The organism is Calidithermus chliarophilus DSM 9957 (genome assembly GCF_000430045.1).
In the GTDB taxonomy this organism is placed as follows: domain Bacteria; phylum Deinococcota; class Deinococci; order Deinococcales; family Thermaceae; genus Calidithermus; species Calidithermus chliarophilus.
Genome location: NZ_KE387023.1, coordinates 2,099,278 through 2,116,247 on the forward strand (window position 1 = coordinate 2,099,278; position 16,970 = coordinate 2,116,247).

The following is a 16,970-nucleotide window of genomic DNA, read 5'->3' on the forward strand; positions in this document are numbered from 1 at the left end:
GANNCAAAAAGATAGCCTCTGAAGGTCTTTGGTTTGGGTGATTATCTTTTTGAATCCGGTATTATCCCCCCTGACCCCCCTTGTTAAGGGGGGAACAAGGCGTCTTGCGTTTGGCGTACGACGTAAGACGTACGACCCGCGTCTTGCGTTTTGCGTCTTGCGTCTTGCTTTTTGCGTACGACGTACGACGTAGGACGCACGACCCGCATTTCGCGTTCGGCTATCAGCTATCGGCTATCGGCTATCGGCTATCGGCGTTCGGCTATCGGCGTTCGGCCATCGCCTCACTCCAACACCGCCCCGTACCGCGCACTGCTGACCAGCCGTGCGTACCGCGCGAACAGGCCGCTCTTGTAGTGCGGTTCGGGGGCTTGCCACTTGGCCTTGCGGGCTTCCAGGACCTCGGGGGCGACCTCGAGCTCCAGCGTCCCCGCGTCGCAGTCGATGGCGATGGTGTCCCCCTCCTCGACGAGCGCGATGGGGCCGCCCAGGTAGGCCTCGGGGGCGACGTGGCCGATCATCAGGCCCTTGGTGCCGCCGGAGAAGCGGCCGTCGGTGATGAGGGCCACCTCGGGGCCTAAGCCCTCGCCCACCAGGGCGCTGGTGACGGAGAGCATCTCGGGCATGCCGGGGGCGCCCTTGGGGCCTTCGTAGCGGATCACCACCACGTCGCCGGGCCGGATCTGCTTGGCCAGCACGGCTTTCATCGCCCCCTCCTCGCCGTCGAAGACCCGGGCCGGGCCCCGGAACTGCTTGCGCTCGGTGCCCGCCAGCTTGAGCACCGCGCCTTCGGGGGCTAAGGAGCCGTGCAGCACGCGCAGGCCGCCCTCGGGCTTGAAGGCGCGCTCGCGCGGCACCACCACCTGCTGGCCGGGGGCCTCGGGGGCGTCCTTGACCTCTTCCCACAGGGTCTTGCCGGTGACGGTCTTCTGGTCGCCGTCGATCAGGCCGCCCTCGACCAGGCGGCGGATGATGAGGGGGATGCCGCCCGCCTCCCACAGCTCCCAGGCGGTGTAGGTGCCCCAGGGGCGCATGTCGGCGATGACGGGGGTCTGGCGCGAGACGCGGTCGAAGTCCTCGAGCTCGAGCTTGACCCCCACCTCCCGCGCGATGGCCATGAGGTGCAGCACGGCGTTGGTCGAGCCGCCGGTGGCCGCCACGGCCGCGATGGCGTTGAGGAAGGACTGGCGGGTGAGGAAGTCGGCGGGCTTCCAGTCGTTGCGGATGGCCTCGGCCAGCACCCGCATGGCCCGGCGCCCGGCGGCCTTCTTCTCGGGCACGACGGCGGGGATGGAGTTGTAGCCGACGGGGGAGAGGCCCAAGACCTCGAGCACCATGCTCATGGTGTTGGCGGTGTACTGCCCGCCGCAGGCCCCGGGGCCGGGGATGGCGGCGCGCTCCACCTCGGCGAGCTGCTCGTCGCCGATCTTGCCCGCCGCGTGCTGGCCCACCGCCTCGAACACCGAGACCACCGTGAGGTTCTTGCCCCCCAGCTTGCCCGGGGCGATGGAGCCGCCGTAGAGCACCAGCCCCGGCACCCCCGCGCGGATGACGCCCATGGCCCCGCCCGGGTTGGTCTTGTCGCAGGCGACCAGCGCCACCATGCCGTCGTAGAGGTAGCCCTGCGCCACCAGCTCCACCGAGTCGGCGATCACCTCGCGGCTGATGAGGCTCGCCCGCATCCCCGGCGTGCCCATGCTGATGCCGTCGGAGATGGCCGGGGCGCCGAACTCGAAGGAGTGCATCCCCGCCTCCTTGGCCCCCTCCTTGAGGTCGGCGGCCAGCTCGCGCAGGTGGAAGTTGCAGGGCATGCCCTCGGTCCAGGTGTTGACGATGCCCACCCAGGGGATCTTGAAGTCTTCGTCGCTGACGCCCACCGCCCGCAGCATCGAGCGGGCCGGGGCCTGTTGGGGGCCTTGTTTGATCCGGTCTGAACGCATAGCACCTCCGGTGCGCCCGGCGCCTAACGCTGAACGCCTAACGCTGATGGTCCGTTGCGTTCGACGTTCGGCGTTCGACGTCAGGCATCGTTGTACGTCGCAATCCTACCGTGGAAGCGGTGGGGGTCGTTCTGGAGCAGCCGCACCAGGGCCCGGGCGGTCTCCTCGGGCGAGCGCAGGCGGCCCTGCTCCGCGAAGCCCTGGAACATCGCCGCGATGGGGCCGGGGGCCTCGCGGCCCTGGCGCTGCATGTCGGTGTCGACGGTGCCGGGGCTGTAGACGAAGCAGGTGACCTTGGGCTCCTCGGCGGCGAGCTGGAAGGCGAGGTAGTGCTCGGCGGCCTTGGCCGCGCCGTAGGCGCCCCAGCCCGGGACGTTGCGGCTGGCCGCCCCGGAGCCCACGAACACCGCGACCCCGCCGCCCTGGCGGGCGAGGTTGGGGTAGGCGTAGCGGGCGAGCTGGAAGGCGGCCTTGACGTTGGCCCCGAACACCTCGTCGAACTGCGCCTCGCTCAGTTCCCACAGGGTGGGGCCGGGGTGCAGCACCCCGGCGTTGTGGATGAAGCCGGCGAAGTTGCCGATCACCTTGGCGGCCTTGACCAGGAATTGCGCGGTCTGGTCGGTCGCCGCGTCGCCCGCGACGGCCCGCGCCTGCACGCCCAACCCGCGGCACTCCTGGGCCACGGCCTCGAGCGCCTCCGCGCCGCGCGCGCCCAGCACCACGTTAGCCCCGGCGCGGGCGAGCTCGAGGGCGAGCGCTCGCCCGATGCCCCGGCTGGCCCCGGTCACGACCCAGGTCTGGCCCTTCAGGCTCAACTACACACTCTCCCAGGTGGCGATCTTGCCGTGGAAGCGGCGGGGGCTGCCCCCCAGCAGGCGCACCAGCGCCCGGGCCGACTGCTCGGCGCTGATCACGTGGCCCTGCTCCACGTAGCCCTTGAACAGCGGGCGCACCACGTCGGCGCCGCCGCCTTCGGCCGCGAGGAGCTGCCGGGTGTAGTCGGTCTCCACGATGCCCGGTCGGTAGACGAAGCAGATGACGTCGGGGGCTTCTACGGCGAGTTGGCGGGCCAGGTGCTCCTCGGCGGCCTTGGCGATGGCGTAGACGCCCATGCCGGGCACGTTGTGCTCGGCGGCCCCCGAGCCCAGGAACACCGCCACGCTGCCCTCCTGGCGCAGCAGGTGGGGGTAGGCGTGGCGGGCGAGCTGGTAGCCGCCCTTGACGTTGGACTCGAGGATCTCGTCGTACTGGCTCTCGACGAGCTCGTACACCAGCGGCCCCGCGTTGAGGATGCCCGCGTTGTGGATGAATCCCTTGAAGGGGCCGAGCTCGAGCGCCGCCTGCACCATCTGCCGCGTCACCGCGTCGCTGGCCGCGCTTCCGGCCACCGCGACCACCTGCACGCCCAGCGCGCGCACCCGGTCGCGCACGAATTCCAGCGCCACCTGGTTGCGCGCGCCCAGCACCAGGTGGGCCCCGGCCTTAGCCATCTCGATGGCGAGGGCTTCGCCGATGCCCCGGCTGGCCCCCGTGATGATGAAGCTCTTGCCGCGCAGGTTCATCCGACCACCTCTTACGCCCAGCCTACCCTCAAACCGCGGCCCGGTGCAGGGACGCGACTACTTGCCGCGCGAATTCCTGCGTGCTGGCCTTGCCGCCGAGGTCGGGGGTGGGGTTGGTGGCGAGGGCGCGGCTCACCGCCTCCTCGATCTCGCGGGCGATGTCGGGACGGTCGAGGGCGTGGGTGAGCAGCATGGCCGCCGAGAGGATGGCGGCGGTGGGGTTGGCGATGCCCTTGCCCGCGATGTCGGGGGCCGAGCCGTGCACCGGCTCGAAGAGGGGGGTCTTGGCCCCCAGGCTGGCCGAGGGCAGCAGGCCCAGCGAGCCCGGCAGCACCGAGGCTAAGTCGGAGAGGATGTCGCCGAAGATGTTGCCCGTCACCACCACGTCGAAGCGCCCCGGCTTGGTGACGAGGTGCATGGCCATCGCGTCCACGTACTGGTGCTCGAGCCCCACGTCGGGGTAGTCCCGGTGCACCTCCCCCACCACCCGCCGCCAGAACTCGCCCACCTCGAGCACGTTGGCCTTGTCCACGCTGCACACCTGGCCGCGCCGCTTGCGGGCCGCCTCGAAGGCCACCCGGGCGATGCGCTCGACCTCGGGCCTCGAGTAGCGCTCGGTGTTCCAGCCCTCCTGTGCGTTCATCCCGCGCGGGGTGCCGAAGTAGATGCCCCCGGTGAGCTCGCGGATCACCAGCACGTCCACCCCGCGGGCGATCTCGGGCTTGAGGGGGGAGAGGTGCTCGAGGCCGGGCAGCACCTTGGCCGGGCGCAGGTTGGCGAAGAGGTCGTGGGCCTTGCGGATCGCCAGCAGGCCGGTCTCGGCGCGGACGTCGCGGGGCACGTTGTCCCACTTGGGCCCGCCGATGGCGCCCAGCAGGATGGCGTCGGCCTCGAGGCAGCCCCGCGCGGTCTCCTCGGGGTAGGGCTTGCCGTGGGAGTCGATGGCGTTGCCGCCGAAGGGGAAGGCCTCGAACTCGAGCCCGAGCCCGTAGGCCTCGTCGGCGGCCTTGAGCACGTCTACGGCGGCAGCGGTCACTTCGGGGCCGATGCCGTCACCGGGAAGAAGGGCGATTTTGGGCATGGTTTCCTTTCTGTCGAGCGTCGTACGTCTTACGCCTGCGTCCTGCGGCGTACGCAGGACGCGTCAGCTTTTCACCGCTTTGGGCAGCCGGGCCGACGCCTGCTCGAGCAACTCCCCCGCCTCGAGCAAGTCGGCGATGGGGTCCCAGCGGCCCGAGACCAGGGCCTTTTGGGCGCTCTCGGGCAGGCTCACCCCGAAGGCCTTGTCGGCGTAGCGCACCTCCAGCCGCTCCACGTCCACGGTGACCTCGAGGGCCGGGTTCTCCGCCACCGCCGCCGCCAGCGCCTCGATGTCGGCCTTGCTCGCGCTCACGCAGGGCATGGACAGCGCGGTGGAGTTGCCGAAGAAGATCTCCGCGAAGCTCTCCCCGATGAGGGCGCGGAAACCGGCGCGGTAGATGGCCTGGGGGGAGTGCTCGCGGGAGCTGCCGCAGCCGAAGTTGGCCCCCACCAGCATGATCGAGGCGCCCTTGAAGCGGGGGTCGTTGAGCGGGTGGGGCTTCTGCGAGCCGTCGGGGCCGTAGCGCTCGTCGTAGAACAGCGCCTCGCCCAGCCCGTCGAAGGTGACGACCTTCAGGTAGCGGGCGGGGGTGATGCGGTCGGTGTCGATGTCGTTGCCGGGGACGTGCACGGCACGTCCGATGACTTGCTGGATCTTCTCGAGGGCCATTTCAGTGTGCTCCTTGCGTTGCACGCGGGTAGCTCGTAGCCGGTGGCCGGTAGCTCGGGACGCCGTGGGGGTTCGCGCTCATGCCCCCACCAGCTCCCCCACGCCGAACACCTCGCGCGCGTCGCTGATCGCGCCGGTCACGGCCGCCGCCGCCACCATCACCGGGCTCATCAGCACCGTGCGGCCGGTGGCCGAGCCCTGCCGCCCCTTGAAGTTGCGGTTGGAGCTCGAGGCGCACAGCTCCTCGCCCACCAGCTTGTCGGGGTTCATCGCCAGGCACATCGAGCAGCCCGCGCCGCGCCACTCGAAGCCCGCCTCGCGGAAGACCTCGGCGATGCCCTCCTCTTCGCACTGCCGGGCCACCACCTGCGAGCCCGGCACCGCGATGGCCCGCACGCCGGGGGCCACCTTGCGGCCCTTGAGGTACTTCGCCACCTCGCGGAAGTCGGAGATGCGGCCGTTGGTGCAGCTTCCCAAGAAGGCCACGTCGACCTTCACGCCCTTGATGGGCTGGCCGGGCCGGAGCTTCATGTGGGCCAGGGCCTCCTCGAGCCCCGCCCGCTCGGACTCGGGGTAGAGGGCGGGGTCGGGCACCCGGTCGGTGATGGCGCAGCCCTGCCCCGGGTTGATGCCCCAGGTCACGGTGGGGGCGATGTCCTCGGCGCGGATGTTCACCACGTCGTCGTAGCGGGCGTCCTTGTCAGAGGCCAGGGCCTTCCAGCGCTCCACCGCCCGCTCCCACTCGGCCCCCTTGGGGGCGTAGGGGCGGCCCTCGAGGTAGTCGAAGGTGGTCTGGTCGGGGTTGACGTAGCCGCAGCGCGCCCCGCCCTCGATGCTCATGTTGCACACGGTCATGCGCTCTTCCATGCTGAAGTTGTCGAAGACGCTGCCGCCGTACTCGTAGGCGTAGCCCAGGCCCCCGTTGACGCCCAGCACCTTGATGATGTGCAGGATCACGTCCTTGGCGTAGACGCCGGGCCGCAGCCTCCCCTCGACGTTGATGCGCCGCACCTTGAGCTTGCCCATCGCCAGGGTCTGCGTCGCCAGCACGTCGCGCACCTGGGTGGTGCCGATGCCGAAGGCGATGGCCCCGAAGGCCCCGTGGGTCGAGGTGTGGGAGTCGCCGCAGGCGATGGTCATGCCCGGCTGGGTGATGCCCTGCTCCGGCCCGATCACGTGCACGATGCCCTGCTGGCCGCTGCCGACGTCGAAGAAGGTGATGCCGTGCTCCCGCACGTTCTCCCGCAGCTTCCGGATCATCTCGTCGGCCTGGGGGTCGGCGAAGGGCTCGAGCAGGCTGTGGGTGGGCACGATGTGGTCCACGGTGGCGAAGGTGCGCTCGGGGAAGCGCACCCTGAGCCCGAGGTCCTTGAGCATGCCGAAGGCTTGGGGCGAGGTGACCTCGTGGATCAGGTGGGTGTCGATGAAAAGCTGCGTCTGGCCGTTGGGCAGTGTCCGCACGGCGTGGCTTTCCCAGACCTTCTCGTACAGGCTTTTTCCCATTTCCGCTGACCTCCCGCGCCAATAGCGCAGCACGAAAGGCTTCCGGGGGTTCCCCGGAAGCCACAGCGCTCGCACGCGCCTAAGCCCACGGGGTCGGTGGGCTTAGAACTAGGCGCTGAATCCGCTGGCGCATTGGGTCGAGTATAGCTTTTGGTATACCAAAGCGTCAAGGGCCGGCGGGGGAGTGGCCTGCAGGACGACAGGGCGAGGGGTAGGAGCCTCGAGGCCCGCCCCGACCCGCGCGGATGAGAATTGTGGAGTATCATGCGTGGGCAACTCGGGAACGAGGGCGTAGGGCGCCGTTGACGCCACCTTTTCTGGGTTTGCCGGTACAACTGGAGGCAAACGATGATGCGTACGTTGCGGTTACTGGGAATGGCATTGGTGGTGGCGCTGGGCGGTTGGGTGGTCGCGACCCACACGGCCGCGAACATTTTCGACATCGCCCGGGAGGCCCTCGAGAACGACGACTCCGGCCTCACGCTGGTCCAGACGGTGGCCTTCCTCTTCTCCGAGGAGGACGACAGCTTCACCTACTCCTTCGAGACCGTCAAGGACACCGACTACAAGGTCATCGTCGTCACCGACGAGGAGGTGATGGAGGACGTGGACGTGGAGATGGCCTACGAGAACGGCAAGGCCATCTTCAGCGAGAGCGACCCCGACACCACCCAGGTCGAGCACGAGTTCACCTCCGAGGGCGGCGTGGTCGAGATCACCCTCACTGCCGCGTCCATGCCCGACTCCGACGGCTACGCGGCCATCCTGATCCTCGAAGACTACTGAGCAGGTGCCGGTAGCCGGTAGCCCATAGCCACGTCGGGCACGACGGACCAGGGCGGCCCCCGAGGGCCCTGCCGAGAGCTGCTCGAGCCCCCACCCCGGCCGGAAGGCCGGGGTTTACGTTTGGCATTGGGAACCATTGCGAGGAGTGAAGAGGCTATAAAGCCGCTTCTGAACGACAATTTGCTTGCCAAGCCTACCGTTTATGGACTCACTCGAGGTATAGAATCTTGGAACGAGGAGCGCATGAGCGATAGTGACTTCCTTGGAGTGGGTTGGGCCTTCCCGGTCGGCGTGGACAAGCGCGGCCGGATCGCCCTCGCCCGCCACGAGACCGACATCGAGCAGGCCATCCGCATGATCCTCCTGACGCCCAAGGGCCAGCGGGTCATGCGGCCGGAGTTCGGCTGCCAGATCCACGACCTGATGTTCGCGCCCATGGACGCGAGCACCATGGGGCTGGCCAGCTTCTACGTGGAGGAGGCGCTGAAGGTGTGGGAGCCGCGCATCGAGGTGCTCGAGGTGCGGGTCCAGCCCGACCCCGAGCGCGAGGAGCGCATGCTCATCCACATCCACTACGCCGTCAAGGCCACCCACGACAAGCGCTCGCTGGTCTTCCCCTTCTACCGCATCCCGGGCGAGCTGCCGGAAAGCACTTCTTGAGTGGGTCCAGATAGGAGAACCATGCCGCTACCTACCCCCAACCTCGACGACCGCCGCTTCCAGGAAATCGTCGACCAGGCCAAGCGCCTGATCCCCCACTACTGCCCCGAGTGGACCGACCACAACGTCTCCGACCCCGGCGTAGCCCTCATCGAGCTCTTCGCCTGGATGACCGACATGGTCCTCTACCGCATGAACCAGGTGCCCGACAAGCTCTTCACCCGGTTCATGGAGCTCGTGGGGGTCAAGCTCCAGCCCCCCAGGGCGGCCCGGGCCCCGGTCACCTTCTACCTCTCGGCCCCGCCGGAGCAGGACCTGCTCATCCCCGAGGGCACCGAGGTCGCCACGGTGCGCACCGAGACCAGCCCGGCCATCGTCTTCACCACCGAGGTCGACCTGCTCGTCCGCCCGCCGAAGGTGCTGGGCGCGTTCCAGTACTTCGCGCAGGGCCCCCAGGAGAACGCCTGGATCGCCCACGACCTGCGCCGCCTCGAGCTCCCCGGCGAGCGCCTGCCGCTCTTCTCGCCCGAACCCCAGCCGGGCGACGCCTTCTACGTCGCCCTCGAGCACGACCACTCCAACCACGTGCTGGCGCTGGTGCTGGAGTGCGAGGAGGCCGGGGGGGCCGGGGTGGACCCGCGCCGCCCGCCCCTGGAGTGGCAGGTCTGGCAGGGCCCGGTGAGCCGCTGGGTGCCCTGCGAGCTCGAGCACGACGGCACCGGGGGCTTCAACTACTCCGGCGAGGTCATCCTGCACCTGCCGCCCATGCAGCCCGGGGCCTTCCAGGGGCTTTCGGCCTACTGGCTGCGGGTGCGCCTGAGCGAGGCCCAGGCCGGGCCCGGCGGCTACAAGGTCTCGCCGGAGATCCAGAAACTGCGGCTGGAGGCCCGCGGGGGCACGGTGGGGGCCCGCCACGCCACCACCGTGCTCGACGAATACCTGGGCCAGAGCGAGGGCACGCCGGGCCAGGGCTTCAAGCTGCGCTTCGCCCCCGTCTTGCCGCGCGACCCCCAGCGCGACACCCTCACCGTCGAGCCCCCCGGCGGGCCGCTCGAGGCGTGGCAGGAGGTCGAGGACTTCGCCGACTCCGGCCCCGAGGACCGGCACTACACCCTCGACCCCCTCGAGGGCACCCTGACGCTGGGCCCCGCCCTCCTGCAGCCCGACGGCTCGGTCTACCGCTTCGGCCAGATCCCGCCCAAGGGCAGCGTGCTGCGCTTCAGCCGCTACCAGTACGGCGGCGGCGTGGGCGGCAACGTGCCCAAGGGCGCTTTGAGCGTGCTCAAGTCCTCGGTGCCCTACGTGGCGCGGGTCACCAACCGCCAGGAGGCGGTTGGCGGGGCCGACGCGCAGAGCCTCGAGGACGCCAAGGTGCGCCTGCCCCAGTTCCTGCGCACGCGCCACCGGGCGGTCACGGCCGACGACTACGAGTACCTTGCCGCGCAGGTGCCCGGCGTGGCCCGGGCCTGCTGCCTGGCCCCCGGGGCTCAGCCGGGCGCCCCGGGCGACCCCAGGCCCGGGGAGGTGGTGCTGCTCGTCCTGCCGCAGGTGCGGCGCCGCGAGGCGATGCCCCAGCCCGAAGATCTCGCCCTCTCGGCCGAACTGCGGGCCGCGGTGCTCAACCACCTCGCCGACCGGCAGGTGCTGGGGAGCCGCCTCGAGGTGCGCGCGCCGCAACTGGTGTGGGTCACGGTGGACGCCCGCCTGCGGCCCACCGACCCCGCGCTCGCCGCCGAGGTGCAGGCCTGGGCCGAGGCCGAGCTCTACCGCTACCTCAACCCCTTCACCGGCGGGCCCAGGGGGCAGGGCTGGCCCTTCGGCCGCGACCTCCACGTCTCCGAGCTCTACGCCCTGTTGCAGCGCCACTCGGGGGTGGAGTTCGTGGAGGAGCTCCACATCGGCCTCAGCGAGCCGGGCTCGAGCGCCCCGCCCCAGCCCGCGCCCCACCGCCTCAGCCTCGCCCGCGGCGCGCTGATCTGCTCGAGCCGCCACCGGGTGCGGGTGTTATGAGGGGGCCGCCCCCGAGGACGGGGGCGCTTCTTCGTGCTTGTTCTAATGAAGCGCTATCGTGGCTATACCGCAAGGTCTACAAAGAATTACAGCTAGATTAACTTGCAAAAAAGCTCGCTATGAATAAACTGTAATTCGTCCATGTTGATGGATATTCACGAAGGGTTACGGAGGCTGATTTTCGAGCGGGGGCAGATCGACCCGCGCTACGTCGACGTGGAGTTCGAGACCCCCAGCCGCGAGTGGCTCGGCGGCCTCAACCGCCCGACCGTCAACTTCTTCCTCTTCGACCTCCAGGAGAACACCGCCCTGCGGCAGAGCAACCTCGAGGTCGTGCGGGGGGAGGGCAGCCACAGCGTGCGCCGCCTGCCGCCCCGCCGCTTCGAGCTGCACTACCAGGTCACGGCCATCTCCGAGGAGACCCGCGACCAGCACGAGATCCTCTGGCGGGTGATGGTCACCCTGCTGCGCCACCACCAGCTTCCCGAGGACTACGTGCCCGTCCGGGCGCGCTGCGCGGGCCTTCCCCTCCTGGCGCGGGTGGGGCAGCCCGAAGACCACCCCCGCCTGCGCGAGCTGTGGACGGGGCTGGGGTCGGCCCCGCGGCCCGCCCTGCTGTACGCCCTCACGGTCCCGGTCGACCTCGAGACCGCCCTCGAGGCCCCCGTCGTGCTCACCCGGACCACCCGCTACGCCCCGCTCTCCGGCGGCCCGCCCGCCTGGTCGGAGGCCCCCTACCGCATCGGCGGGCGGGTGCTCGACCGGCAGGGCGCGCCGCTGGAGGGAGTGATGGTGTGGCGCGAGGACAGCGCCCTCGACGGCGAGGTGACCGACCGCGAAGGCCGCTTCGTGCTCGCCGGGGTTCCCCCGGGGGAGCTGCGCTTGCGGGTGGCCCGCGCGGGCGAGGGCCCGCGGCGCTTCGTGCTCCAGGTCCCGTCGGACCGCTATGAAATCGTGCTTTAGGACCACAGGAGGATAAAGGGAAATGCCAGAGTATCTTTCGCCAGGCGTCTACGTCGAGGAAGTCAACACCGGCCCCCGGCCCATCGAGGGGGTGGGCACGGCGATGGCGGCCTTCGTGGGCTTCGCCCCCGCCGGCCCCGCCAACAAGCCCCAGCTCATCACGAGCTGGCAGCAGTACGTCGAGACCTTCGGCGCACTCGAGGACGGCGTGCGCAACCCGCACATGCCCGGGGCCTACCTCTCGCACGCCGTGTACGGCTACTTCAACAACGGGGGCAACCGCTGCTACGTGACGCGCGTGGTGCCCAACACCACCCGGAACGGGGCCGTCGCCCAGCCCGCCCTGGCCCAGTTGCCCAGCCGGGTCTCCAAGGCCGTGCCCAGCCTGACCTTAGGGGCCAAGGGCAGGCCCAGCAGCGACATCGTCGTCGAGGTCACCCCGCCCTCGGCCGAGGACGCCGGGGAGGGGGCCTTCAACCTGCGGGTCAAGATGGACGCCCTCGAGGAGAGCTTCGAGAACGTGGTGGTGGGCCGCCCCGCCAAGGGCGCCAAGGCCACCGCGCTGGCCGAGGCCCTCAAGACCAGCACCCTCATCGAGCTCGTCGAGGAGAAGACCGCCGGGGCGCTGGCCGAGCGGGCCCCCGAGGTGGGCAGCTACGTGATCAAGGCCGGCCAGCCCACGGAGGCCCTGGCCGTCAAGGCCGACAGCTTCGTGGGCAACGTCGACGACCGCTCGGGCCTCGAGGGGCTCGAGATCGCCGAGGACGTGACCATGGTCGCCATCCCCGACCTGATGTCGGCCTACCGCATGGGCATGATCGACCGCGAGGGCGTCAAGGCGGTGCAACTGGCCCTCATCGCCCACTGCGAGCGCATGCAGGACCGCCTCGCCATCCTCGACCCCCTCCCCGACATGACCCCCCAGGAGGTCAAGCGCTGGCGCGAGAAGGAGGCCAACTTCGACTCCAAATTCGCCGTGCTCTACTACCCCTGGATCAAGGTGGCGATGCCGGGCGGTGAGCCCACGGCGGTGCCCCCGTCGGGCCACGTCGCCGGGATCTGGGCCCGCAACGACCGCGAGCGCGGGGTGCACAAGGCCCCGGCCAACGAGATCATCCGCGGGGCGCTGGGGCCGGCCCTCGAGATCACCAAGGGTGAGCAGGACACCCTCAACCCCGTGGGCATCAACGCCATCCGCTCCTTCACCGGGCGCGGCGTGCGGGTGTGGGGGGCGCGCACCCTGTCCTCCGACCCCGCCTGGCGCTACGTCAACGTCCGCCGCCTCTTCAACTACGTGATGAAGTCGGTGGAGCGCGGCACCCAGTGGGTGGTCTTCGAGCCCAACGACGTCAACCTGTGGGAGCGGGTCAAGCGCGACATCACCGCCTTCCTCACCACCGTCTGGCGGGAGGGGGCGCTGTTCGGCTCCACCCCCAACGAGGCCTTCTACGTCAAGTGCGACGCCGAGCTCAACACCCCCGAGGTGCGCGACCAGGGGCAGTTGATCGTCGAGATCGGCATCGCGCCGGTCAAGCCCGCGGAATTCGTGATCTTCCGCTTCTCCCAGATGACCAGCGGGCAGCAGGGATAAGGACTGTCGCGGGGGCCGCCATGGGCTCACCGCCCGGCCCCCGCGGGAGGAAACTCGAGCGCAAGGAGGAGAACAGATGGCGAGCATTCCGGTAAACGTAGCCTTTTTCAGCGTGGAGTTCGGCGACAAGCTCAAGGGCGTCTTCCGCGAGATGTCCGGTCTGGGCAGCGAGAACGAGGTCACCCAGCAGCGCGCGACCAACGCCAAGGGCGAGGTGATCTGGTTCCAGATCCCCGGCAACCTCAAGTGGAACCCGGTGACCCTCAAGCAGGGCATCACCACCGACCCCAGCTCGCTGAGCCTGTGGAACTGGCGCAAGGAGATCGAGGAGGGCAAGTACGAGTCGGCCAAGGAGAACGGCTCGATCGTGATGTACAACCAGGCCGGGGAGGAGGTGGCCCGCTGGAACTTCGAGGGCGCCTGGCCCTCCAAGATCACCGGCCCCGCCCCCAACGCCAACTCCAACGAGGTCGCCATCGAGGAGCTGACGCTGGTCTACGACAAGTACATCCGGGTGAAGTGAGCCCGGCCCAGGCCCCACGGCCGGAAGCTCTATGCCGTGGGGCCTGCCCCCCTGTATGCAAACCCTTTTCGAGTTCACCCTCCCCCACGGCTACCTCGACGAGCAGGGCCACCTGCACCGCCGGGGGGTGATGCGCCGGGCCACCGCGCTCGACGAGGTCGAGCCCCTCGCCGACCCGCGGGTGCGGGCCAACGAGGCCTACCTGGGCATCGCGCTGCTGAGCCGGGTGCTGCTGAGCCTCGGGAACATCCGCCCGGTGCCCGAGAGCGTGGTGGAGCGGCTGTTTGCCACCGACTACATGTTTTTGCAGGAGTTTTACTTACAGGTCAACGGAAGCGGCCCCAGGCCGATGTTCCCCGAGCGCCTCAGCCTGGTCGAGACCGAGTGCCCCGCCTGCCGGGCGCGCTTCACCCTGGACCTGGGGCAGCTCGAGGACGCCCCGCCGGAGGGCCGTTAGGAGGCAGACGTGACCCGACCGCCCGACGCGGGGCCCAACCCGCCGCCCGAAACCCGCCCCGACGCGTCCCCGGCCATCGACCTCGAGGCCCTGGCTGAGCGGGTCTACCGCCTGCTGCGGGAGGACCTGCGCCTCGAACGCGCGCGGGAGGGGCGGGAGCGCGGGCGCTGAGCGACCGAGGAGGAGTGCTGCGAAGTGCTGAGGATACCGTTTTTGGGAGGACCCGGGCCCGTCACGGGGACCTCGAGGTTTTACGTCGACATCGGCGGCGTGGGCAAGGCGATGTTTACCGAGCTGGGCGGCCTGCAGATCGAGACCGAGATCAAGGAGTACGCCGAGGGCGGGCTCAACGAGTACGTCCACCGCCTGCCCGGCCGCACCAAGGTGGGCAACCTGACCCTCAAGCGGGGCATGGCTCAGGACGACCGCCTGCTGCGCTGGTACCTCAAGGTGGTCAGCGGCCGGATCGAGCGCCACAACGTCACCGTGCAGGTTTTCGGGGTGGACGGCTCCAAGCTCTTCCGCTGGGACTTCAAGGACGCCTACCCCGTGAAGTGGATCGGGCCGCAGCTCTCGGCCAGCGGAAACGCCCTGGCGATCGACACCCTCGAGCTCGCCCACAGCGGCCTGACCTCCTTCCTGGAGAGGTGAGCCGTGTCGCCGCACCGGCTCCTCGACCGCCTGCGCCTCCAGCGGAACTTCGCCCGCTCGCTGGCGGTCTACCGCGTTTCACTGGCCCGCCAGGCCTGGAACGCTCCCGCTCCTCCGGCAGCCCCGCCGGGGAGGCACGTTCCTTTTCTGCGCCCCGGTCCCATTACCCGGCCGCCCCAGCCGTCGGGGCCCTACTCCCAACCCGCTCGCCCCGCCCCGGCTCCGCCCCGGCAGGAAAGCGTTCCTCGTGCTCCGGTACGTCCGCCCGAAGCCCGTGAGCTCCTCGAGCCCGGCCTCGAGATCGACATCCGCTTCGACGAGCCCGTGCCGCTCGAGGCCACCCAGCCTTTGACGGAGGCTGCACAGCCTGTCTCGTCCCCTGCCGAGGCGGGTGTTGCCGGTGAGGAAACCCTACAGGCGCAGGCCGGTGAATCCGATGCGGCCCCGCAGGGTGAGCCGGAAGGGGGGCAGAAGCTCGAGGCCGACCCCTCGACCCCGGCCCCGCCAGTGCTCACCGAACGCCCCCCGGCGGTGCCAGGGCTCCAGGAAGCGCCCGAAACGGCGGCTCTACCGCACCCAGGTAAAGCCCCGGAACTGGCGGTCCGGCCCTACCGGGAGGGGCCGGAAACTGCCGATGTCCTCCGCTCCCCGAGCGAGGGTGTGCGGGCGGCCCGGGACATCCCCCGGCCGCCCGCGTCGCCCCCGGCCGAGGCCTGGGTCCCACCGGGTGAGCCTCAGGAATTCTCGGTCCTGACCGATGTTCACGAAGTTCAGGCGTTGGACCAGGGGGCAGAGCCGGGCGAGCAGAGCGGCGCCGGTCCAGAACCCCGGGGCCTGACCCCTGAGGCGGAGGCGGCGCCAGGCAGTGAGGCGTTGGAGCCTGCGGGCCGTTCGGTCGCTTCGATGCTGCCCCCGGAAGAAAACGCTTTGGGGGGTGCACAGCCTGAGGTTTTGAGCACGGCGGAGGTGCCTTCGGTGCTCGAGCTGGCCGCGAGGTTGCCGGCAGAGCTCGAGCCGCCCGTGAGGCCATTGCCACCTCAGCCTCCGGGCGAGGTCGCGGAGCAGGCGGAGGGCTTGGCCTTGGCTCCGGATAGCGCCGGGCCGGTGCCTGCTCCAGGGCTTCGGGAGCGGTTGGAGGGCCTCGAGCCGCCCCCGCCCCAGGGGTCGGGCGAGCTCGACGGGATCGCTCCGCGGCCCGTCCAACGGGCCCAGGCCGAAACCCCCAACCCCGTGCCGGAATCCGGCCCCGTGCCCGAAAGTGCCGCGTCCGCGAGCCAGCTCGGGGGAAGCGTCCCGGAGGCGCCGTTGCCCGAGCTCGAGGCACAACGGTCCGAGAGGATCGAGGCGTCGGGGAAGGCCGCCGACCTCGCGGCCGGGGCGGAACCTTCGCCGGGACCGGCGGTCGCCCCGCTGCCCGAGGTTTCACCGCCGGCCCAGCCTGCGTCCCCGCCCCAAGTGCCCGCCCCCGAGCCCCTGCCGGACGTGTCCCGCTTGCTCCCCGCGGCGCCGGAGGTCGAGTTCTTCCGCCCCCGCCGCTCGAGGCCCCGGCCGCCGGAGCCCGAGAAGGCGCCCGTGCCACCGGAGGAGGCCAAAGCTGGGGAGACGCCGCCTAAAAGCGAGCCGGCCGAAGCCCGCGAGGCCCAGGCTGTCCCGCCCACGGCCGTCGCTCAACTCTTCGAGCGCCTGGCGCGAACCTGGCCCCAGCCCGGCGACTTCCAGCGGCTGAACCCGGGCCGCACGAACCCTCCCGTACCGTCCCCGCCGCGGGTTCCCGCCCCTGAGCCCGGGGGGGCCCCGGCACGCGGGGAAACGGCGCAGCGCCCGCCGCAGGCGCAGCCCTCCAACCCTCTGCTCGAGACGTTCCAGCGGCTCGCTAAGACCTGGCCCAAGCCCGGGGAGAGGGTGCAACCCGGCCTGATCCCTTCGGCGGGGGCTCGAGCCGAGACTGGCCGTTCGTTTGAGGGGGCGGAAGGGCTGGAAAACGCCGGGCTCGAGGCCCCCCAACCCGGCCTTCCCGCCGGAGAGGTGGCCCGGTTCCTGGCGCTTCCAGGGCTCGACGGTTCCCCGGCCGCATCCGCGCCGCCCCAGGCTCGAGCCTGGCGGCTCCCCGACACGCCCGCTCCCCCGCCCGATCCGTTACCCCAGCCGACCCCTCTGGCCGACTCCACCCGCCGCTTTCTCGAGCCCCTCCTGGGCTTCGACCCGGCCGAGTTCCCGGTTTACCGTGACCCCACGGCCGACCGGATCGCCTCGGCTTACCGCGCCGACGGGGTCAACGTCGGCAGGGCGGTGTTCTTGTCGGCGGGCCACCACAGCGACGAGCCGCGCAGCGTGGGCCTGCTGGCGCACGAGCTGACCCACGCTGCGCGGCAGCAAGAGCCCCGCTTCGTCCCCCCGGTACTGCGGGCCGTCCGGCCCCAGGCCAGCCCCGACAGCGAGGAGGGGGTCGCGCAGGGCGTCGAGCGGGAGGTCCGGCGGTTGGCCTACGCCTTTCAGCATGACCCGGCGCCGCTTCCCGCGCCGGAACCCCCTGCCGTTCCCGTGGCGCCGGCGTTCGCTCGCGCCGCCTCGAGC

Annotated in this window: 16 protein-coding genes; 10 read left to right on the plus strand and 6 right to left on the minus strand. The window is 70.5% G+C overall.

Annotated elements, in window-relative coordinates; all coding sequences use genetic code 11:
• Positions 1-284: 284 nt before the first annotated feature.
• The 6 genes from ilvD to leuC all read right to left on the minus strand — a co-directional run bounded on the left by ilvD (position 285) and on the right by leuC (position 6,755).
• Entirely contained in the window at positions 285-1,940 is a 1,656-nt protein-coding gene (gene ilvD, locus MEICH_RS0110305; RefSeq protein ID WP_027892548.1) for a dihydroxy-acid dehydratase, read from the minus strand.
• Positions 1,941-2,020: 80 nt separating this feature from the next.
• Complete coding sequence (locus MEICH_RS0110310) at positions 2,021-2,755, minus strand: SDR family NAD(P)-dependent oxidoreductase (RefSeq protein ID WP_027892549.1); 735 nt, start codon at positions 2,753-2,755, stop codon at positions 2,021-2,023.
• Positions 2,756-3,502 (minus strand): SDR family NAD(P)-dependent oxidoreductase, encoded by a 747-nt coding sequence (locus MEICH_RS0110315; RefSeq protein WP_027892550.1) that lies wholly within the window; start codon positions 3,500-3,502, stop codon positions 2,756-2,758.
• A 28-nt stretch (positions 3,503-3,530) separates the two neighbouring features.
• Positions 3,531-4,583 carry a 3-isopropylmalate dehydrogenase gene (leuB, locus tag MEICH_RS0110320; protein ID WP_027892551.1) on the minus strand — a complete coding sequence of 351 codons (1,053 nt, stop codon included), beginning with the start codon at positions 4,581-4,583 and terminating at the stop codon, positions 3,531-3,533.
• A 63-nt stretch (positions 4,584-4,646) separates the two neighbouring features.
• Positions 4,647-5,252: a 3-isopropylmalate dehydratase small subunit gene (gene leuD, locus MEICH_RS0110325; RefSeq protein WP_027892552.1), complete on the minus strand. Its 606-nt coding sequence runs from the start codon at positions 5,250-5,252 to the stop codon at positions 4,647-4,649.
• 78 nt (positions 5,253-5,330) lie between these two features.
• Complete coding sequence (gene leuC / locus MEICH_RS0110330) at positions 5,331-6,755, minus strand: 3-isopropylmalate dehydratase large subunit (protein WP_027892553.1); 1,425 nt, start codon at positions 6,753-6,755, stop codon at positions 5,331-5,333.
• A gap of 348 nt (positions 6,756-7,103) precedes the next feature.
• Here leuC and MEICH_RS0110335 point away from each other — a divergent pair, with 348 nt between their 5' ends.
• From MEICH_RS0110335 to MEICH_RS29325, 10 genes are all read left to right on the plus strand, one after another.
• Complete coding sequence (locus tag MEICH_RS0110335; RefSeq protein WP_157202709.1) at positions 7,104-7,541, plus strand: hypothetical protein; 438 nt, start codon at positions 7,104-7,106, stop codon at positions 7,539-7,541.
• A gap of 243 nt (positions 7,542-7,784) precedes the next feature.
• On the plus strand, positions 7,785-8,201 hold the full coding sequence (locus MEICH_RS0110340; protein WP_027892555.1) for a GPW/gp25 family protein: 417 nt from the start codon (positions 7,785-7,787) through the stop codon (positions 8,199-8,201).
• Between the two features lie 21 nt (positions 8,202-8,222).
• Positions 8,223-10,211: a putative baseplate assembly protein gene (locus MEICH_RS0110345; RefSeq protein WP_027892556.1), complete on the plus strand. Its 1,989-nt coding sequence runs from the start codon at positions 8,223-8,225 to the stop codon at positions 10,209-10,211.
• 141 nt (positions 10,212-10,352) lie between these two features.
• The gene (locus tag MEICH_RS0110350) at positions 10,353-11,174 is read left to right on the plus strand and encodes a Pvc16 family protein (protein ID WP_084542262.1); all 822 of its coding nucleotides are present in this window, start codon (positions 10,353-10,355) and stop codon (positions 11,172-11,174) included.
• 22 nt (positions 11,175-11,196) lie between these two features.
• Positions 11,197-12,765, plus strand: a complete 1,569-nt coding sequence (locus MEICH_RS0110355; protein WP_027892558.1) for a phage tail sheath family protein — start codon at positions 11,197-11,199, stop codon at positions 12,763-12,765.
• Positions 12,766-12,841: 76 nt separating this feature from the next.
• Entirely contained in the window at positions 12,842-13,288 is a 447-nt protein-coding gene (locus MEICH_RS0110360) for a phage tail protein (protein WP_027892559.1), read from the plus strand.
• A 55-nt stretch (positions 13,289-13,343) separates the two neighbouring features.
• The gene (locus MEICH_RS0110365) at positions 13,344-13,745 is read left to right on the plus strand and encodes a hypothetical protein (protein ID WP_027892560.1); all 402 of its coding nucleotides are present in this window, start codon (positions 13,344-13,346) and stop codon (positions 13,743-13,745) included.
• Positions 13,746-13,754: 9 nt separating this feature from the next.
• Complete coding sequence (locus tag MEICH_RS28605; RefSeq protein WP_157202710.1) at positions 13,755-13,916, plus strand: hypothetical protein; 162 nt, start codon at positions 13,755-13,757, stop codon at positions 13,914-13,916.
• Positions 13,917-13,940: 24 nt separating this feature from the next.
• Positions 13,941-14,396: a phage tail protein gene (locus MEICH_RS0110375; RefSeq protein WP_218916397.1), complete on the plus strand. Its 456-nt coding sequence runs from the start codon at positions 13,941-13,943 to the stop codon at positions 14,394-14,396.
• Between the two features lie 1,902 nt (positions 14,397-16,298).
• On the plus strand, positions 16,299-16,970 hold a 672-nt coding region (locus MEICH_RS29325), incomplete at its 3' end, for an eCIS core domain-containing protein (protein WP_169730654.1).

Coding starts and splice junctions, on each gene's coding strand:
- ilvD (WP_027892548.1), bottom strand. CDS start 1,940: ATGCGTTCAGACCGGATCAAACAAGGCCCCCAACAGGCCCCGGCCCGC.
- MEICH_RS0110315 (WP_027892550.1), bottom strand. CDS start 3,502: ATGAACCTGCGCGGCAAGAGCTTCATCATCACGGGGGCCAGCCGGGGC.
- leuB (WP_027892551.1), bottom strand. CDS start 4,583: ATGCCCAAAATCGCCCTTCTTCCCGGTGACGGCATCGGCCCCGAAGTG.
- leuD (WP_027892552.1), bottom strand. CDS start 5,252: ATGGCCCTCGAGAAGATCCAGCAAGTCATCGGACGTGCCGTGCACGTC.
- leuC (WP_027892553.1), bottom strand. CDS start 6,755: ATGGGAAAAAGCCTGTACGAGAAGGTCTGGGAAAGCCACGCCGTGCGG.
- MEICH_RS0110335 (WP_157202709.1), top strand. CDS start 7,104: ATGATGCGTACGTTGCGGTTACTGGGAATGGCATTGGTGGTGGCGCTG.
- MEICH_RS0110340 (WP_027892555.1), top strand. CDS start 7,785: ATGAGCGATAGTGACTTCCTTGGAGTGGGTTGGGCCTTCCCGGTCGGC.
- MEICH_RS0110345 (WP_027892556.1), top strand. CDS start 8,223: ATGCCGCTACCTACCCCCAACCTCGACGACCGCCGCTTCCAGGAAATC.
- MEICH_RS0110350 (WP_084542262.1), top strand. CDS start 10,353: ATGTTGATGGATATTCACGAAGGGTTACGGAGGCTGATTTTCGAGCGG.
- MEICH_RS0110355 (WP_027892558.1), top strand. CDS start 11,197: ATGCCAGAGTATCTTTCGCCAGGCGTCTACGTCGAGGAAGTCAACACC.
- MEICH_RS0110360 (WP_027892559.1), top strand. CDS start 12,842: ATGGCGAGCATTCCGGTAAACGTAGCCTTTTTCAGCGTGGAGTTCGGC.
- MEICH_RS0110365 (WP_027892560.1), top strand. CDS start 13,344: ATGCAAACCCTTTTCGAGTTCACCCTCCCCCACGGCTACCTCGACGAG.